This is a genomic window from Massilia sp. R2A-15 (genome assembly GCF_030704305.1).
GTDB lineage: Bacteria > Pseudomonadota > Gammaproteobacteria > Burkholderiales > Burkholderiaceae_D > JAFCUW01.
In genome coordinates this window covers 886,721-903,437 of sequence record NZ_CP131935.1, presented here as the reverse complement: position 1 = coordinate 903,437, position 16,717 = coordinate 886,721, and the positions used below count along the sequence as shown (strand labels likewise).

Genomic DNA, 16,717 nt, shown 5'->3' with positions numbered 1-16,717 from the left:
AGACGGCATGGGCGGAAAAGTCTATCTGATCGGCGCCGGCCCCGGCGCCCAGGACCTGATCACGCTGCGCGGCGCGCGCCTGCTGGCGCAGGCCGACGTGGTGCTGCACGACGCGCTGGTCACGCCCGAGATGCTGGAACTGTGCCCGCAGGCGCTGAAGGTCGCGGTGGGAAAGCGCTGCGGCCAGCTGTCGACCGCGCAAGGCTTCATCAACAAGCAGATGCTTGACTACTCAAGTAAATTTGACCTCGTCGTGCGCCTCAAGGGCGGCGACCCGATGCTGTTCGGCCGCGCCGACGAGGAACTGCGCGCGCTCGAGCAGGCCGGCGTCGAGGTCGAAGTCGTCCCCGGCATCACCACCGCGCTGGCCGCGGCCGCGGCGACCAAGCAGCCGCTGACCAAGCGCGGCGTCTCGCGCAGCGTGGCCTTCTTCACCTCGAGCACCGCGCCGGAACATGCGGACCAGCCGGCCGTGCCGGACACCGACACCCTGGTGCAGTACATGGGCGGGCGCGAGGCGATCGCCACAGCGCAGCGCATGCTCGACCAGGGCCGCCGCGCCGACACGCCGGTCGTGGTGGTCGAAAACTGCAGCCGGCCCGACCAGCGCATCCTGCGCCTGACCCTGTCCACGCTGGCGCGCGGCCTCGACGCGGCGCACGGCCCGGTACTGGTGATGATGGGCGAGGCACTGAGGCTGCGCGAGCACCAAGCGGCGGACGACGCCCGGCACGGGCAAAGGCTGTCGGCCTAAGCCGGCAGGCCGCGCACGCGGCCGCGCTCCGCAAGCTCCCACAGCAGCTGGTCGGCCTGGGTGAAAATGCGCTCGCTGATGACGGCGATCGCCGCCAGCGCCCGCTGCAGGCGCGCGCTGCCCAGCGCCGCCGAATCGCACTGCCAGCCCGCCACTTCGCAGCGCAGCGCGCGCATGTCCTGTTTCAGTTCGGTGAGCATCACGAGAAAACCGGCGTCGGAATCCACCGCATCGGGGTAGCTGGCGCCGCGCACGTGCACGCGCAGCGACTCGATCTTGCTGCCCATGCGCGTCAGGCGCAGCGCCAGCGCTTCGACGCGGCGCGCGCAGCGGGCGTCGGCGAACAGGGCGGGCAGCCACCACGCGCGGATCGGCAAGCGCGGCGCCCGCGCCGATTCACGCTGCGCGACGACACCCAGCCGGCGCAGCCACTCGCGCGCGGTAAGAAAAAGCAACTTGCAAAATTCGAGGAACATGGAGGCGCCCCAGCTGGCATGTCATCCAGTGTGGCCGCCTGAAAACGGGGTGTCAAACGTATGCGGGCGCGCGCGACTGATGCAGCGCAAAGCTCGTGCCGAAGGTGAAAAAAACCGGCGTGCGACTACCAAGAGTCGACACTCAGCCCTTGGTGGCGTTCACCAGGCAGTTGGACAGCCGGTCGAAATGGAGCAGCGCCGCCTGGGTCAGCTCGATCTGCTTGCGCCGCGTGTCCTCGGTATCGGCCAGCATCAGCCAGCCCTTTTCGCGCATCGACTTCAGACGGCTGTGCACCGTGGCGGGCGATCCGAATTCGGCGTGAGCCATCATGTCGCGTACCGAAAGTCGATCATTCGCTTGCGCCTTCACCGCCACAAATGCCAGAATACGCTCTTCCAGCGGATCGAGCGAAGGCAGCGAGGGCAAGCCGCGCAGCGCGTCTGCGAGTTGCAGGAAGCGCAAATAAATGTCTGCGGGACGGACGGGCGACTTTGTCATCGAACTCCAATAGGACCGAATGGCGATAATGCCATTGTATACTACAGGAAGCGGTGATTTGATGACTCAGTGGCGGTTTCAGGCAGCGATGGTCGCGACGACCATGATCGCATTTGTCGCCATGCTGGCCGCGAACGAATGGCTGTTTACGCAAATCGAATTCGTCCCCGGTATCGCCTGGATCTACCTGCCGGCCGGCATGCGCCTGCTCTGCGTGCTGCTGTTCGGCGACGCCGGCGCGATCGGCCTGCTGCTGGTGTCCTGGCTGGTGTGCTTCTTCCACTTCTTCCCGAACGACTTCATGCGCTCCTTCATGGGCGGTATCCTGGCCGCGGCCGCACCGTGGCTCGCCAACCGCGTCGCCCAGCATGCGTTCGGACTGCGCGCGTCGCTGACCAACCTGTCTCCGAAGCGCCTGCTCGGCTGCATCCTGCTGTATTCGCTGGCGAGCCCGCTGCTGCACCATATCTGGTTCTTCGTCCACGGCGACTCCGGCAACCTGCTGCGCGGATTTTTCGTCATGTTCATCGGCGACCTGAATGGCACGCTGATCGTCGTCTACACCATGAAAGGGCTGCTGGCGCTGTTCCCGCGCCCGCCTCAGCCCAGGGACGCGACGCAGTAAGCGGTCATCGCATCGAGCACCGCCGGATCTTCACCGACCGCGCCCACCACCTTGATGTCGATCGAGGGGTGAGCGAGCTTCATCTGGTCCACCAGCAGCGGCAGGTCGCGCAGCAGATGCCCGCCCTGCCCCAAAAATACCGGCACCACCGTGACCTGCGTGACGCCGGCGGCCGCCAGGCGCGCCACTTCGGCAGGCAGGCGCGGCTCCATCAATTCGAGGAAGGCGAGCGACACCTGCACGTCCGGCAGGCGCGCCTGCGTGAGGTCGCGCAGCCGCTCGAACGGCGCCGCCCACGACGCGGCGCGCGCGCCGTGCGCGAACAGCACCAGCGCGCGCGCGTCCATCAGTGGCGCTCCACCCGCCACAGCGCGCCCAGCGCCAGCAGCAGGTACAGCAGGCTCGGTGCGACCGCGGTGAGAAGCGGCGGCCAGGTCGAGAGCAGGCCGAGGTGCGAGAACAGCGTGTTCACCAGCAGGAAGCTCACGCCGATCATGATGCCGATGAAGATCTTCAGGCTCACGCCGCCGCTGCGCATCTGCAGGTAAGCGAACGGCAGCGCCAGCGCCATCAGCACGAAAATGGCGAGCGGGTCGATCAGCTTTTTCCAGAATGCGATCTTGAAGCGGTCGTTTTCCTGCTTGTTCTCGGCCAGGTGGCGCGTGTACACCGCCAGCTCGTTGGCCGACATGCGGTCCGGATCGGCCGACGACACCGACAGGATCTTCGGCGTCACTTCCGACACCAGCTGCATCGTGGGCAGCTTGCGCGTCGAGACGGCGCTGGTCTCCTGGCCGAACATGCCCTGGACAGCCGCTCCGGACCGCGCCAGTTCGCCCGGCGCCGGCAGCACGCGGCTGTTCGAAAACAGCGTCTCGGTGACGTCCGTCAGGCGCCAGGTATTGTTCCCCTCGAACGCGGCACTGGCCGCAGTCACCAGGGAGCGCAGGCGGAAACTGGTATCGAATTCGTACAGCTTCACGCCCGCCAGCTGGCCGTCCGGCTTGAACTGGTTGACGTTGAAGAAGCGCGAGCCGGTGACCGGCCCGTTGACGCCGTCGCGGTGCACCACGTCCTTGGCCCACAGCCCCGACCGGAACTGCTGCGACACGGTCGATCCCTTGGTCGAAAGCTTGAGCCGCTCGGCCAGCGGCGCCGTGCGCGGCGTGATCAACTCGCCGAACACGAAGGTGATCAGGACGAACACGATGCCGATCCTGAACAGCATCCAGGCGGCCATCGCGGTCGACATGCTCGAGGCGCGCATGATGGTAAATTCCGAGCTGGCCGCGAACTGCGACATCGCATAGATGGTGCCGATCAGCGCGGCCACCGGCATCACTTCGTACACGTGGCCGGGCAGCAGCATCAGCACGTACAGGAAGGCGTGCTGGATCATGTAGCCGCCCTGCCCCACCGAAGGCAGTTCGGCGGTCAGGTCGTTAAATGCCGTCAGGGCGAGAAAGGCGACCAGCGCGAAGGCGACGGCCTGCATGATGTTGACCGCGAAGTAGCGTTGCAGGATCTTCATTTGGCGCTCGCCTTCCCAAGGATGCGCGAGCGCTTCCAGGCATTGAGCAGCACCAGCGGATGATAGCGGTGGTTGACGTTCAGGCGCCAGGCGAACAAGGCCATCACCAGCAGCCCCACGGTCAGGTGCAGCGGCCACCACGCGGTGCCGAATTGCGCCTTGCCTTGCTTGACGCTGCCTTCGAACACCTTGACCAGGTTAATGTAGGTGAAGAAGATCAGCAGCGCGAGAATCAGGTTGACCGAACTGCCGGCCCGCGGATTGACGAAGCCGAGCGGAATGGCCAGCAGCATCAGCACCGCGCACATCAACGGCGACGCCAGCCTCCACAGCAGTTCGGCCATCGTATAGCGGTTCGGCGCGGCGATCAGCGCCATCGTGGTGAAGGTGTCGACCGGCAGGTCGGCGCCCAGCACGGGCACCTTGGTCGCCACGCGCATGCTGTAGCGCTCGAACTCCATCGACTGGAAATCTGCCTGGCCCGGCACGCCCTGGTAGCGCCGCCCGTTTTTCAGCACCAGCAGCTGGCCGCCCTTGCCGTCGCCTTCGATCACGCCTTCCTTCGCCACGACGACCGTGTTGCCGTTCTTTTCCACCGTGTTGACGAAGACGTTCTGCACCGCGTTCGAGCCGGAGGCGGCGCCTTCGACGAAGAAGACCCGGTTGGCGGTGGTCGATTCCTTGAACTGTCCCGGCGAGACCTTCTTCAGGTCTTCGCGCTTTTCGAAACGCTGAATGAACTCGGTGCTTTTCAGCTTGGCCCACGGCGTGGCGACCAGGCTGAGGGAAGCGGTGGCCAGCACGATTGGCAGGCCGAACGTCATGACCGGGGCGATCCAGCGCAGCAGCGACTGGCCCGATGCGAACCAGACCACCATCTCGGAGTCGCGGTAGCTGCGCGTCACGGCCATCAAAACTGAAATAAAGCTGGTGAGGATCAGGATAGTTGGCAGATAATTCAGCACTGCGAAGAAGATCAGCGCGACGACGTCGCCGGATGCGATCTTGCCGCCGGCGGCTCTGCCCAGGAGGGTGATCAGGGTCCAGGTGACATAGATCGAAAACAGCACCGTGAAAGTGGCGCCGGCGGCACTGGCAAGTTCACGTCGAAGTGCGCGTTGAAAAATCATTCGAAAGTTATAATCACAGGTTAGGCAGTGCGCGTCATATACATACGGAGAATCAAATGGACTTTAGCATAAAAGCATTCGACACAAAAAACACCATCGCGTCGGCCAAGACTGGCTGCGTCGCGGTCGCGGTCTACGAAAACAAAAAACTGTCGCTTGCCGCCCGCGCCTTCGACCAGGGTGGTGAAATCACGGCTGCGCTGAAGTCCGGAGACATCACTGGCAAGGCCGGTTCGACCCTGCTGCTGCGCGGCGTGACCGGCGCGAAGGCCGAGCGCGTGCTGCTGGTGGGCCTGGGCGCCGACGAAGACGTCAGCGAAAAGAGCTTCACCACGGCCATCGGCGCCACCCTCAAGGCATTCGCCCAGCTGGGCGCGGCGGACGCCATTATCGCATTACCGATGATGGAAGTGAAAGGCCGCGACCTGGCCTGGGCCGTGCGCGCCATCGTCTGCGCCGCCCACGAGAGCGTGTTCCGCACCGACGGCCAGAAGAGCAAGAAGGATCCGGCGCCGACCGGCGTGCGCAAGATCACTCTGGCGGCCGATTTCGTCGACTCCAAGACCAAGATCGCGCTGGCGCAGGCCGAAGCGATCGCCAACGGCATGGACCTGACCAAGGAACTGGGCAACCTGTCGGCCAACGTCTGCACCCCGACCTACCTGGCCAACACCGCCAAGAAGCTGGGCAAGGACTACGGCTTCGACATCGAAGTCCTCGAGCGCAAGCAGCTCGAAGCGCTGAAGATGGGCAGCTTCCTGTCGGTCACCAACGGCAGCGAAGAGCCGCCGAAGTTCATCGTCCTCAAGCACATGGGCGCCAAGAAGAGCGACGCACCGGTGGTCCTGGTCGGCAAGGGCATCACCTTCGACACCGGCGGCATTTCGATCAAGCCGGGTCCCGCGATGGACGAGATGAAGTACGACATGTGCGGCGCCGCTTCGGTGCTGGGCACCTTCCGCGCGATCGGCGAGATGAACCTGAAGCTGAACGTGGTCGGCATCATCGCCGCCTGCGAGAACATGCCGTCGGGCCGCGCCACCAAGCCGGGCGACATCGTCACCTCGATGAACGGCCTGACTATCGAAGTGCTCAATACCGACGCCGAAGGCCGCCTGGTGCTGTGCGACGCCCTGACCTACGCCGAGCGCTTCAAGCCGGCGGCTGTCGTGGACATCGCCACCCTGACGGGCGCCTGCATCGTCGCTCTGGGCCACCATAACAGCGGCCTGTTCACCCGCAGCGACGACGCGCACGAGGCGCTGGCCGCCGAACTGCTCGCCGCCGGCAAGGAAGCGTCGGACACCGCATGGCGCCTGCCGATCGAGGAAGCCTACAACGAGCAGCTCAAGTCGAACTTCGCCGACCTGGGCAACATCGGCACGCCGGGCGGCGCCAGCGTCACCGCTGCCTGCTTCCTCGAAAACTTCACCCGCAACTACACCTGGGCGCACCTCGATATCGCAGGCACCGCGTGGAAATCGGGCGGAGCGAAGGGCGCGACCGGCCGTCCGGTGCCGCTGCTGTCGACCTTCCTGATCAACCGCACCTAAGAAGCAAAATGGGGTCAGGTCCGAAGGACCAGACTCCGATGCGCCGACTCTGGGGTCTGGTCCTGCGGACCTGACCCCATTTTTTTAGTACACGGTATTGCCAGGCTCGCTGGTCGGCGCTGCCTGCGCCGCGGCGACTGGCCGCATCAGCACCGTGATCGTCGACTGGTAGTCGAAACCGGCGCCCGAATGGCGATCGACGTACTCCCCCAGTCCCGCGGTGAGCAGCGCATTGCCGAGAATCTTGTCGGTGCCGTAATGCGGATGCCACAACTCCGCTCCCATCGCCACCCCATCCTTCTTGCACGAGACGCGCAGGTCGGAATCGTTCTTCTGCACCGTCACCCGTCCCGGCGCCATAACGAACCAGCGCCCAACTCTGTTCGACAGCACGCAGCCGACTCCGGCCAGCTCGCGGTGGTCGAGCACCGCGTGCACGGTCACTTCCTGCTGTCCGGACTCGGACAGGGTCGCGCAGCCGGCCAGCGCGCCGCAGGCGAGCGCCAGCAGCGCCGCGCCGGTTCGTTTGAAAGGCATGATGTGGGTTCCTTGATTCATCCAATGCTGTTTACGGCAGGCGCCGCGCATTCATGAATCGATACGCTTATTGCAGCGGGATGGGCTGGTTGGCGGGCACCGGCACCGCGGTGACGCTGTTTTTCGGGCTGCCGTCGATCAGGCGGTCGGAATACACCAGGTAGACCAGCGCATTGCGCTTCGCGTCCACCATGCGCACCACGCGCACGTGCTTGAAGAAGATAGAGGCGCGCTCGGAAAACACTTCTTCCTGGCGCGGCACCTTGCCGGGGAAGGACAGCGCGCCGACTTGGCGGCACGCCACCGACGATTCGGCCTTGTCCTCGGCGATCCCGATGGCGCCCTTGATGCCGCCGGTTTTCGCGCGCGACAGGTAGCAGCTCACGCCCGCCACCTTCGGGTCGTCGAACACTTCGACCACCACCTTGTGATCGGGGCCAATCAGCTTGAACGCGGTGTCGACCGATCCCACCGTCTCCGCGGAGGCGCACAGCGCGGCGCCCGACAATGCCGCGCACAGGGCGGCCCTGGTCCCTTGCATACGCGCTCCGGGGAAGGAAAGGAAATTCAGCATACCGGCGCGAAGCGCGGCACCATCTGGCCGTCAACGTCGACCAGCTGGAAGAATACGTCTTTCGGACGGGTCCAGATCGAACCGTCGGCCGCGCGGTACACGACCATCTCGGACAGGTCCGATTCGAGCGTGGCCATGCAGACCAGCTCGTACAGACCGCCCTTGTAGTGCCGGTACTGCATCAGCTCTCGGCTTTTTGCTCGGCCAGCGCCTTCTGCTTTTTCTTCAGGTTCTGGATCACCCGCAGCGCGCCTTCGATGCCGGCTGCGTCGTCCAGGTCGCTGAACGCATCGAGCACTTCATTGAGCACCCGGTTGCGCATCGACGCTTCGTCCGCGCCGCCCTGCAAGGCCTGCGGCGCGCTGGCGCGTGCCGGTTCGGCTTCCTTGGCCGCGGACTTGGCGGAAGCCTTCGGCGTTGCCGCCGCGGTCTTTCCATGCGCCAAAGCCGCCTGCCAGATTACCCAGCGGCGTTGCGTTTCGAACACGAGATATTCTTCCGGCTTATCTTCACGGCGGCGGACGATGTGTCCATCGCGCTGGGCCCATGCCTCAAATGCATTGCGCATTTTTATCCTTTACAAATGCTGTGGTCGCATTTCACAAAATTGAAACTGCAACATTTCAAAAATGAATCACCTTTTGGAGCAATTTCAGCTTGAAACTGTTCCGTCAGGGCCAGTTGCTGTTGCTGAGATAAAAAAAGCCACTGCTATTTCAAGTGCAACGATCGATGTATTCGATAATACACCGAGCGTTATAATTATGCAATTTTTAATTCCCTGTCAGTAACAATAGGCTAGTTTCGGGGTTTTGTCTGCTTTTTGTTACACTTTGCTACAGTTATAGCCCCGGTGGGTCAAAATGACAACACATTTTGGCGAATAGATATTTACCGACCACAAGTTACTCCGCGCTTATCCAGCTTTCCCCGTCGCTTCGTTCGATTCGCGTGTTCAATTCGCCACACAGCAGCGCCATCCGGTCGATGATCGCCTTCGCCATGTCCGGGGCCGCCGGCCTTGCCTGGCAGGCGTCGATCCAGACCGGGTGCAAGCGGATCCTGCGCAGCGCCGTGCGCGACAATTCCATGTCGAACAGCAACTGGCGGTCGTTGCGCAGTTCGGGATCGACCGCGTAATCGTCGACCAGATCGCCGGCCGCATAAAGGATCGGACATCCCCGGTACAGTTCCACGCCCTGGTACACGTGCGCGCTGTGGCCGAACAGGATTTTCCAGCCCATCGCGATTGCGCCATGCGCCAGCCGTTGAAACCGCGGCGACGGCCGCAGCACCATGTTCGGCCCCCAGTGCAGCGACAGGATCGGCCAGTCGGCGCCTTTTTCGCGCAATGCCGCGAGCCGCGTTTCGAACACGGACAGCGCCGCGCATTCGTCCGTCAGGTCCATATACGCCATGCCGGGACGTGCGCGCTGCGCGGAAAAGTCGGCCTGATGGTCGCACAGCGCGACCATGCCAAAGCGGATTCCGCCGCGCTCGACGATGACCGGCGCCGCCGCTTCGGCGATATTGTTGCCGGCGCCGGCGGCCTGAATGCCATGCTCGTGCAGCGCGCGCCGGGTGTCGCGCAGGCCGGCGACGCCGAAATCGAGTACGTGGTTGTTGGCCAGGCTAACCAGGCCGATGCCGGCATCGGTCAGCGCGTCGATCGCCGCCGGCGGCGCGCCGAAGTAGAAGGCCTTGGGCGCTCCCGGCCAGCGCGCGGTGGACGCGGTGATCGCGCATTCGAGGTTCACCAGCGCCAGGTCGGCGCCGCGCAGCAGGCCGGCCAACGCGCCTAGAGGATACTTCGGGCCATGGCGCGCGATCGCGCGTCCCACCAGGCGTCCGAGCATGACGTCGCCGCCCGCGACCAGCCTGACCGTCCGTCCGTTCGGCGCCAAAGTCTCACCTTCCGGGCGCCATCAGCGCACTGACCGATTCGCCGGCGTGCATCCGGGCGATCGCCTTGGCGAACAAGCCGCTGCAACTGAGCACCCTCACCTTGGTCTGCGCGGCGCTGTGCTCGAGCCGGAATGGCGGCACCGTGTCGGTGACCACCAGCTGCTGCAGCTCGCTGTCGGCCAACACGGCGGACGCGTCGCCGGTGAACAAGCCGTGCGTGGCCGCCCCCATGACCCCGGCGGCACCGCGCTCGATGCAGGCGCGCGCGGCGCGGGTCATGGTCGTGCCGCTGCTGACCAGGTCATCGACGATGACCGCGTGCTTGCCGGCCACCTCCCCCACCAGCAGGTCGCCGCTGACGACGCCGCCGCTGCGGTGCTTTTCCGCGAACGCCATGCCGACCGGCTTGCCGAGCGCTTCGGCCAGCGCCACGCGAAAATGTTCGGCGCGCTTGATGCCGCCCGCATCCGGCGACAGCACCACCGCATCGCGATCCTTCAGCAGCGGGGCGAACCACGCGACGAACATGCGGGTGGCTTCGAGGTGCTCGGTGCGGCAGCGGAAGGCATTCTGGAACGCCGACAGGTTGTGAACGTCGAGCGTGAGCACGGCGTCGGCGCCGACCGCCTCGAACATCGCCGCGACGTAGCGCGTGACGACCGGGTCGCGCGGCTTGGTCCGCTGGTCCTTGCGCGCGTAGGCCAGGTAAGGCACGACGGCCGTCACCCGCGCCGCGGCCGCATCCTTCAACGCGCCGATGAAAAACAGCAGCCGGCACAGTTTGCCTTCGCCGCTTTGCGCGGAGTCGGCGTACAGCGAATGGATCACGTAGACGTCGCGCCCGCGCACGCTGACCAAGGGCCGCGCCTTGTGCTCGCCGTCTTCGAATTCGCGCTCGTCATGCGCAGCCAGAGTCACGCCGAGCTGCCGCGCCACCAGTTCGCCGAAGGGCCGGCTGCCGTTCAGCGCGAACAGCATCAATCCGTCTTCGTTCAGCAGGGACGTCATGGCGCCGCTCCCTTCATGAGGTGGACCTGCGCCTGGTGCCGCGCAATCAGCGCATCGAGCGCGCCCCGCTCCACCGTTTCCTGCGCCAGCAGCATGCGGGCCAGCGCATCAAGCAGCTCGTGCCTGGCGCTCAGCGTCTCCCTGACCCGCAGGTGCGCCTGATTGAGCAAGGCGGCGATTTCGGCATCGATCGCGCGCGCCGTGCTTTCGCTGTAGGCGCCGCGCTGGCCCGGGCCTGCCGGCGGGTACGCCAGGTAAGCGGGCGGCGGCGCTTCGAAGGTGCCGAGGCCGATGCGCTCGCTCATGCCGTACTGGGTGACCATGTGGCGCGCCAGGTCGCTGGCCTGCTGCAGGTCGTTGGTGGCGCCTGTGGACACGTCGCCGAACGCGATTTCCTCGGCCACGCGTCCGCCCAGCAATACGTCCAGGCGGTCGAGCAGCTCGGCCTTTTTGAGCAGGTAGCGGTCTTCGGTGGGCTGCTGCTGGGTGTAGCCGAGCGCCGCGATGCCGCGCGGGATGATCGATATCTTGGCGACCCGGTCGGCGTGGCGCCGGAACTCGGCCACCAGCGCGTGCCCCGCCTCGTGCCACGCCACGGTTTCCTTTTCCAGCTTGTTCATCACGCGCGTGGTCTTTTTCAAGCCGGCGACGATGCGGTCGATCGCCTCGTCCACGTCGCCCATGTCCACCTGATCCTTGCCCAGCCGGCCGGCCAGCAGGGCCGCCTCGTTGATCAGGTTGGCAAGGTCGGCGCCCGCAAAGCCGGCCGTGCGCGCCGCGATCGCGGCCAGGTCCACGGTGCGCGCCAGCTTGACGTCGCGCGCGTGCACCGCCAGGATCTTCTCGCGCCCTTTGAGGTCCGGTCGGTCGAGGGCGACGTGGCGGTCGAAGCGGCCGGGCCGCAGCAGCGCCGGATCGAGGATCTCCGGGCGGTTGGTCGCGGCGAGGATGATCACTCCCTTGTTGGTGTCGAAGCCGTCCATCTCGACGAGCAGCTGGTTCAGGGTTTGCTCATGCTCGCTGTAGCCGCCGCCGGCGATGCCGGCCACCCCGCGCGCGCGGCCCAGCGCATCGAGTTCGTCGATAAAGATGATGCACGGCGCCTTGTCCTGCGCCTGCACGAACAGGTCGCGCACGCGCGCGGCGCCGACGCCGACGAACATTTCGACGAACTCGGAACCGCTGATCGAAAAAAACGGCACGCCCGCCTCGCCCGCGACGGCTTTCGCCAGCAGCGTCTTGCCCGTGCCTGGCGCGCCGACGATCAGCACGCCTTTCGGGATGCGCCCGCCCAGGCGGCGGTAGCGCTCGGGGTCCTTGAGGAAGGCGACCACCTCCATCAGTTCCTCCTTGGCTTCGTCGATGCCGGCCACGTCCTTGAAGGTGACGCCGGTCTTGCTGGCCACATAGACGCGCGCGCGGCTCTTGCCGATGTCGAGCAGGAAGCCCGAGCCCATGCCCGAGCGCTGCGCCATCGCGCTCATCATCCACAACAGCACCGCGAATGGCAGCAGCCAGGACAGCAGCGTGGACACCCAGGTGCTGGCGGGCTGGCCGACGTAGCGCACGCCGGCGTCCTCCAGCTCTTCCACCAGGTTCGGGTCGGCCACGCGCACGGTCGAGAAGCGGCAGGGCTTGTCGCCGGCGCACTTGATGCTATCGAGCCGGTCCTTCGGTATCACCTGACCGAGGCCGGACGCGGTGAGCGTGCCGCTGATCGTCTGCTCGCCGACGGTGGCCTCGATGACCTTGCCGGCGTGGACGAGTTTTTTGAAGTCGCTGTAAGGAAGCGCCAGCACGTTGACCGAACCGGCAAGGGTCTGGAACAGCAGGAAGACGGCCGGGATGACCAGCCACATCCACAGCGGTATTCGTGGCGGCATCGGCAGTTGCGGCTGGGCTTTCACGCGCCCTCCAGTGCAAAATCCTCAATACGATGCTATATCAATAGCGGGCGGGCGGTCGCACTTTTCAAAAGATGGGGTCTGGTCCCGCGGACCTGGCCCTATCCTGACTGATGCATTGCGCGCCGCGCCTCAGCCGTATATGCTCCCGGCATCGCAATCACATCAGTACGAGGCTGGCCGAATGAAAATAGCAACCTGGAACGTCAACTCCCTCAAGGTCCGGCTGGCGCACCTGCTGCAGTGGCTGGCCGACAATCCGGTCGATGTCCTGTGCCTGCAGGAGACCAAGCTCACCGACGACAAATTCCCGGTGGCCGAGATCAACGCCGCCGGTTACCACGTCGTGTTCAGCGGCCAGAAGACCTACAACGGCGTGGCCATCCTGTCCAAGCTGCCGATCACCGACGTCGTCAAGAACAATCCGCGCTACGAGGACGCGCAGCAGCGCATCCTGGCCGCCACCATCGACGGCATGCGCATCGTCTGCGCCTACGTACCGAACGGCCAGGCGGTCGACTCGGACAAGTACGTGTACAAGCTGGCGTGGCTCGAATCGCTGCGCGAGTGGCTCGACGAGGAGATGCGCACGCACGAGCATCTGGCGATCCTGGGCGACTACAACATCGCGCCGGACGACCGCGACGTGCACGACCCGGCCGAGTGGGCCGGCCAGGTACTGTGCTCGGACAAGGAGCGCGCCGCGCTGCTGGCGCTGAACGAACTGGGGCTGGTGGACTCGTTCCGCATGTTCGAGCAAGACGAGAAATCGTTCAGCTGGTGGGACTACCGCATGCTGGGCTTCCGCCGCAACCGCGGCCTGCGCATCGATCACATCCTGCTGTCGAAGACGCTGGCCGCACGCTGCACCGCCTGCGCAATCGACCGCGTGCCGCGCAAGTGGGAGCAGCCGTCCGACCACGCGCCGGTGATTGCCACGCTGGACTGACGGGCACGGTCGAAACCCAAGGTCTGACCCGAATGCCGTTAAGTTAAGCATCGGCAGCGCGCGCATCGTCGGGGTCTGGTCCTGCGGACCTGACCCCATGTTGAGAATTTCGACGACATCGAGAGCACTTCGATGTTTTTAGTACCGAAAAATACTGTTTCGATAGTTAGCGGCCAAATCAAAATGGGGTCAGGTCCGCAGGACCAGACCCCGATTCTACGATCCGCGCCAATTTTCACCTTAACTTAACCGCATTAGGGTCTGACCCGGCGGGTCAGACCCAGAGCTGCCGGGGTCAGGTCCGCAGGGATGCGGCCAGCATTGCCTGCGCGTCTTCGGCGTCGCGCGGCATCGAAAACAGGTAACCCTGCGCGTACTGGCAGCCGCTCGCCCGCAGCAGCGCGTACTGCCCTTCCGTCTCGACGCCCTCGGCCACCACCGACAGCTGCAGGCTGTCCGACAGCGCGATGATCGCGCCGACAATCGCCCGGTCTTCCGCGCTGTCCTCCAGGTCCTTGATGAAGGCGCGGTCGATCTTGACCTTCTTCACCGGGAAGCGCTTCAGGTAGGCCAGGCTCGAGTAACCTGTGCCGAAGTCGTCGATCGACATGCGGATGCCCATGCTGTTGATCTGCCCGAGGATTTCCAGGGTCTGCTCGCCATGCTGCATCAGCGCCGTTTCCGTGATCTCAAATTCGATCAGCGCCGGGTCGATCCCGGTCTCGTCGAGGATGCGCCGGATCGATTCGGTCAGGCCGCCGTGCATGAACTGGCGCGGCGACAGGTTCACCGCCAGCGGCACCGGCCGCAGCCCCATGCGCGCCCACGCGACGCTTTGCTCGCAGGCGCGCCGCATCACCCATTCGCCCACCGGCACGATCAGTCCGTTTTCTTCCAGCACCGGGATGAAATGGTCCGGCAGGATCACGCCCTGGCCGGGCCGGCGCCAGCGCAGCAGCACTTCCATCGCATGCACGCGGCGCGTGGCGATGTCGATGATCGGCTGGTACAGCAGCTCGAACTGTTCGTTGGCGAGCGCCTGGCGCAAGCTGCTTTCGATTTCGAAGTGCTGCGCCGCCGCCAGGTTCATGCGCTCGGTGAAGAACTGGTAGTTGTTGCGGCCGCTCGCCTTGGCGTGGTACATGGCGGCGTCGGCGTGGCGCATCAGCGTTTCGACGTCGGCGCCGTCGTCGGGATACATGCAGATGCCGATCGACGGCGTGATGTGCAGCGCCCTCCCCTCGAACGGGAACGGCGCGTCGAGCGCGTCGATCACCTTCTCGGCTACCTGAATGCATTCGTCGGCGCTGCGGATGCCCGGCACCAGCACGACGAATTCGTCGCCGCCCAGACGCGCCACCGTGTCGCTGGCGCGCACCGCGCGGCACAGCCGGCTGGCCACTTCCTTGAGCAGGTGGTCGCCCGTCAGGTGGCCCAGCGAATCGTTGATGGTCTTGAAGCGATCCAGGTCGATGAACATCACCGCCAGCTTGCGGCCGGTGCGCTGCGCCGCGAGCATGGCGCGGTCAAGGCGGTCCGACAGCAGCGCGCGGTTGGGCAGTCCGGTCAGGCCGTCGTGGTATGCCATGTGATGCACGCGCGCCTCGGCCTGGCGCCGCTCGACGATCTCGCCCTGTAGCAGCGCGTTGGCGCCGGCCAGTTCGGCGGTGCGTTCGAGTACGCGCAGTTCCAGTTCGTCGCGCGCGCGGCGCACCGCTTCGGCCGCCTCGCGGCGCGCGGTGACATCGTCGACCAGCCACACCGAGCGGCCGGTGTGGCGCGACAGGTCGAACGGCCGTCCCGACAGGCGCGCCCAGAACAGGCTGCCGTCCTTGCGTACCAGCTGGTGCTCGGACATGCTCACGCGCCCGGCGTGGAAGTCGCGCGACGTTTCGGCGCGCGCCGCTTCCCAGCTGGCCAGGTCCGGGTACAGCCCTTGCACCGACATGCCGTCCATCTCGCCGGGGGCGTAGCCGAACAGCTCTTCCATCTTGCGGTTGCAGCGCAGGTTGAAGCCGCGCTCGGCCACGGTGATGCCGAGCACCGCGCTGTCGAGGATCGCCTGGTTCTCCAGCAGCGTGTTGCGCAGCGATTCTTCGGCGCGTTTGTGCTCGGTGCGGTCCTCGATGATCCAGATCGTGCCCTGCGCCGGTTCGTCCGGATTGACAACATAGGCGATCAGCTGCGCCCACATCGTGCTGCCGTCCTTGCGCGCCATTTCCAGTTCGGTCTGGAACGGCTTGCCGACCGAAAGCAGCGGAAAGGCGGCGGCGCCGACTTCGGCGTAGATCTCGTCGCTCGGGTACAGCGCGCGGCCAGGCAAGCCGAGTCCTTCGTCGCCTTCGTAGCCGAACATTTCGGCAAAGCCGCGGTTGTAGCGCGTGATCAGGCGGTTCTTGGTGAACAGGATCGAGACCGAGGCATTGGTCATGATCGCCTGCACTTCGACCAGGGTCTGGCGCGACTCGGTCACGTCTTCGAGAATCCAGATGGTGCCCGCTTCGCTGCGCTCGGGGTCGAGCGCCTTGGCGCGCACCCGGCACCAGAACAGCGAGCCGTCGCGCCGGCGGAACTGCGACTCAGCGCGCTCGAACGGCAGGCCCACGCCCAGCAGCGGGCCGGCCTCGAGGCCGAAGCGGCGGTACATCTCGAGCGAGGGGAAGACCTCGGCGGCCGGCAGGCCGGTCATCTGTTCGCGCGTGTAGCCGAACATTTCGGCCATGCGCGGATTACACGACATCATCACACCGCCCTTGCTGAACAGGATGCCGACCGAGGCGTTGTCGAGGATCGCTTTCTGTTCGAGCAGGGTCTGGCGCAATTCGGCCTGGTGGCGCTCGAACGGGCGCAGGTCGGTAAAGACGATGGTGAAGCCCGGACCGCCGGCGTCAAGCGGCAGCGGCTTGGCGCGCAGCTGCACCGCGATCTCGGCGCCGCCGGCCAGCAGCACGGCGTCCCAGCGCTGCGCGCCGGCGCCCGCATCGCGCAGGGCCGATTCGCCGGCCGCGATACTGGCCGGGGTGAAGAAGTCGAGCAGCGCGCGGCCGACGATGCCTGCGCCGAGCAGCGCGCCCAGTTCGCGGTTGGCCGCGATGATGATGGCGGCGCCGTCGCACGCGCACGCCGGCGCGCCGATCAGCTCCAACGCCGCCGCGACGGCGGGCTGCCTGGTGAGTGGTCGATCCATGTCTGTCGCTACTGCGATATTAAATAGGCATGCAGCCTCCGCGCGGGCCGCTTTCGAGCACGATCATAAACCAGAACATCGCCCC

At 65.6% G+C, this 16,717-nt stretch carries 17 protein-coding genes; 4 read left to right on the top strand and 13 right to left on the bottom strand.

Annotation, left to right across the window (positions count from 1 at the left end; all coding sequences use genetic code 11):
• The first annotated feature begins 7 nt into the window (after positions 1-7).
• Positions 8-754, top strand: a complete 747-nt coding sequence (gene cobA / locus Q4S45_RS04050) for a uroporphyrinogen-III C-methyltransferase (RefSeq protein ID WP_305509389.1) — start codon at positions 8-10, stop codon at positions 752-754.
• Here the strand turns inward: cobA and Q4S45_RS04045 are convergent.
• A complete protein-coding gene (locus Q4S45_RS04045) occupies positions 751-1,209 on the bottom strand; it encodes a hypothetical protein (protein WP_305509387.1) in 459 nt (152 codons plus the stop codon). The two genes, cobA and Q4S45_RS04045, sit on opposite strands and share 4 nt — an antisense overlap.
• 163 nt (positions 1,210-1,372) lie before the next feature.
• The gene (locus tag Q4S45_RS04040) at positions 1,373-1,729 is read right to left on the bottom strand and encodes a helix-turn-helix domain-containing protein (RefSeq protein WP_305509385.1); all 357 of its coding nucleotides are present in this window, start codon (positions 1,727-1,729) and stop codon (positions 1,373-1,375) included.
• 61 nt (positions 1,730-1,790) lie between these two features.
• On the opposite strand from Q4S45_RS04040, the gene Q4S45_RS04035 reads away from it, so the two are divergent.
• A complete protein-coding gene (locus tag Q4S45_RS04035) occupies positions 1,791-2,354 on the top strand; it encodes a hypothetical protein (protein WP_305512041.1) in 564 nt (187 codons plus the stop codon).
• Here Q4S45_RS04035 and Q4S45_RS04030 read toward each other — a convergent pair.
• The 3 genes from Q4S45_RS04030 to lptF are packed head-to-tail and all read right to left on the bottom strand — an operon-like array spanning position 2,330 to position 5,015.
• Positions 2,330-2,701, bottom strand: coding sequence for a sirohydrochlorin chelatase (locus Q4S45_RS04030; RefSeq protein WP_305509383.1), 372 nt, complete (start codon positions 2,699-2,701; stop codon positions 2,330-2,332). The genes Q4S45_RS04035 and Q4S45_RS04030 overlap by 25 nt on opposite strands.
• Positions 2,701-3,885, bottom strand: a complete 1,185-nt coding sequence (gene lptG, locus Q4S45_RS04025) for an LPS export ABC transporter permease LptG (protein WP_305509381.1) — start codon at positions 3,883-3,885, stop codon at positions 2,701-2,703. The genes Q4S45_RS04030 and lptG overlap by 1 nt, the downstream gene beginning before the upstream one ends.
• Entirely contained in the window at positions 3,882-5,015 is a 1,134-nt protein-coding gene (lptF, locus tag Q4S45_RS04020) for an LPS export ABC transporter permease LptF (protein ID WP_305509380.1), read from the bottom strand. The genes lptG and lptF overlap by 4 nt, the downstream gene beginning before the upstream one ends.
• 56 nt (positions 5,016-5,071) lie before the next feature.
• Here lptF and Q4S45_RS04015 point away from each other — a divergent pair, with 56 nt between their 5' ends.
• On the top strand, positions 5,072-6,568 hold the full coding sequence (locus tag Q4S45_RS04015) for a leucyl aminopeptidase (RefSeq protein WP_305509378.1): 1,497 nt from the start codon (positions 5,072-5,074) through the stop codon (positions 6,566-6,568).
• Between the two features lie 84 nt (positions 6,569-6,652).
• On the opposite strand, the gene Q4S45_RS04010 is transcribed toward Q4S45_RS04015, so the two are convergent.
• The 7 genes from Q4S45_RS04010 to ftsH form a co-directional block, all read right to left on the bottom strand.
• Complete coding sequence (locus tag Q4S45_RS04010) at positions 6,653-7,105, bottom strand: hypothetical protein (RefSeq protein ID WP_305509376.1); 453 nt, start codon at positions 7,103-7,105, stop codon at positions 6,653-6,655.
• A 67-nt stretch (positions 7,106-7,172) separates the two neighbouring features.
• Positions 7,173-7,646, bottom strand: a complete 474-nt coding sequence (locus Q4S45_RS04005) for a CreA family protein (protein WP_305509374.1) — start codon at positions 7,644-7,646, stop codon at positions 7,173-7,175.
• Between the two features lie 26 nt (positions 7,647-7,672).
• Positions 7,673-7,861 carry a DUF1653 domain-containing protein gene (locus Q4S45_RS04000; protein WP_305509373.1) on the bottom strand — a complete coding sequence of 63 codons (189 nt, stop codon included), beginning with the start codon at positions 7,859-7,861 and terminating at the stop codon, positions 7,673-7,675.
• Entirely contained in the window at positions 7,861-8,247 is a 387-nt protein-coding gene (locus Q4S45_RS03995; protein ID WP_305509371.1) for a hypothetical protein, read from the bottom strand. The genes Q4S45_RS04000 and Q4S45_RS03995 overlap by 1 nt, the downstream gene beginning before the upstream one ends.
• Before the next feature lie 337 nt (positions 8,248-8,584).
• Complete coding sequence (locus Q4S45_RS03990) at positions 8,585-9,583, bottom strand: CapA family protein (protein ID WP_305509369.1); 999 nt, start codon at positions 9,581-9,583, stop codon at positions 8,585-8,587.
• 4 nt (positions 9,584-9,587) lie between these two features.
• The gene (locus tag Q4S45_RS03985; protein WP_305509367.1) at positions 9,588-10,592 is read right to left on the bottom strand and encodes a ribose-phosphate pyrophosphokinase; all 1,005 of its coding nucleotides are present in this window, start codon (positions 10,590-10,592) and stop codon (positions 9,588-9,590) included.
• Complete coding sequence (gene ftsH / locus Q4S45_RS03980) at positions 10,589-12,475, bottom strand: ATP-dependent zinc metalloprotease FtsH (RefSeq protein ID WP_305512040.1); 1,887 nt, start codon at positions 12,473-12,475, stop codon at positions 10,589-10,591. Before ftsH ends, Q4S45_RS03985 begins: the two co-directional genes overlap by 4 nt.
• 205 nt (positions 12,476-12,680) lie before the next feature.
• Here ftsH and xth point away from each other — a divergent pair, with 205 nt between their 5' ends.
• Positions 12,681-13,445, top strand: coding sequence for an exodeoxyribonuclease III (xth, locus tag Q4S45_RS03975; RefSeq protein WP_305509365.1), 765 nt, complete (start codon positions 12,681-12,683; stop codon positions 13,443-13,445).
• Between the two features lie 295 nt (positions 13,446-13,740).
• Here xth and Q4S45_RS03970 read toward each other — a convergent pair whose 3' ends face one another.
• Positions 13,741-16,632, bottom strand: a complete 2,892-nt coding sequence (locus Q4S45_RS03970; protein WP_305509363.1) for an EAL domain-containing protein — start codon at positions 16,630-16,632, stop codon at positions 13,741-13,743.
• Positions 16,633-16,717: the final 85 nt, after the last annotated feature.

Excerpts from the sequence above, each read along its gene's own strand:
- cobA (WP_305509389.1), top strand. The coding sequence starts at position 8 with ATGGGCGGAAAAGTCTATCTGATCGGCGCCGGCCCCGGCGCCCAGGAC.
- Q4S45_RS04040 (WP_305509385.1), bottom strand. The coding sequence starts at position 1,729 with ATGACAAAGTCGCCCGTCCGTCCCGCAGACATTTATTTGCGCTTCCTG.
- Q4S45_RS04035 (WP_305512041.1), top strand. The coding sequence starts at position 1,791 with ATGACTCAGTGGCGGTTTCAGGCAGCGATGGTCGCGACGACCATGATC.
- Q4S45_RS04030 (WP_305509383.1), bottom strand. The coding sequence starts at position 2,701 with ATGGACGCGCGCGCGCTGGTGCTGTTCGCGCACGGCGCGCGCGCCGCG.
- lptG (WP_305509381.1), bottom strand. The coding sequence starts at position 3,885 with ATGAAGATCCTGCAACGCTACTTCGCGGTCAACATCATGCAGGCCGTC.
- lptF (WP_305509380.1), bottom strand. The coding sequence starts at position 5,015 with ATGATTTTTCAACGCGCACTTCGACGTGAACTTGCCAGTGCCGCCGGC.
- Q4S45_RS04015 (WP_305509378.1), top strand. The coding sequence starts at position 5,072 with ATGGACTTTAGCATAAAAGCATTCGACACAAAAAACACCATCGCGTCG.
- Q4S45_RS04010 (WP_305509376.1), bottom strand. The coding sequence starts at position 7,105 with ATGCCTTTCAAACGAACCGGCGCGGCGCTGCTGGCGCTCGCCTGCGGC.
- Q4S45_RS04005 (WP_305509374.1), bottom strand. The coding sequence starts at position 7,646 with ATGCAAGGGACCAGGGCCGCCCTGTGCGCGGCATTGTCGGGCGCCGCG.
- Q4S45_RS04000 (WP_305509373.1), bottom strand. The coding sequence starts at position 7,861 with ATGCAGTACCGGCACTACAAGGGCGGTCTGTACGAGCTGGTCTGCATG.
- Q4S45_RS03995 (WP_305509371.1), bottom strand. The coding sequence starts at position 8,247 with ATGCGCAATGCATTTGAGGCATGGGCCCAGCGCGATGGACACATCGTC.
- Q4S45_RS03985 (WP_305509367.1), bottom strand. The coding sequence starts at position 10,592 with ATGACGTCCCTGCTGAACGAAGACGGATTGATGCTGTTCGCGCTGAAC.
- ftsH (WP_305512040.1), bottom strand. The coding sequence starts at position 12,475 with ATGCCGCCACGAATACCGCTGTGGATGTGGCTGGTCATCCCGGCCGTC.
- xth (WP_305509365.1), top strand. The coding sequence starts at position 12,681 with ATGAAAATAGCAACCTGGAACGTCAACTCCCTCAAGGTCCGGCTGGCG.
- Q4S45_RS03970 (WP_305509363.1), bottom strand. The coding sequence starts at position 16,632 with ATGGATCGACCACTCACCAGGCAGCCCGCCGTCGCGGCGGCGTTGGAG.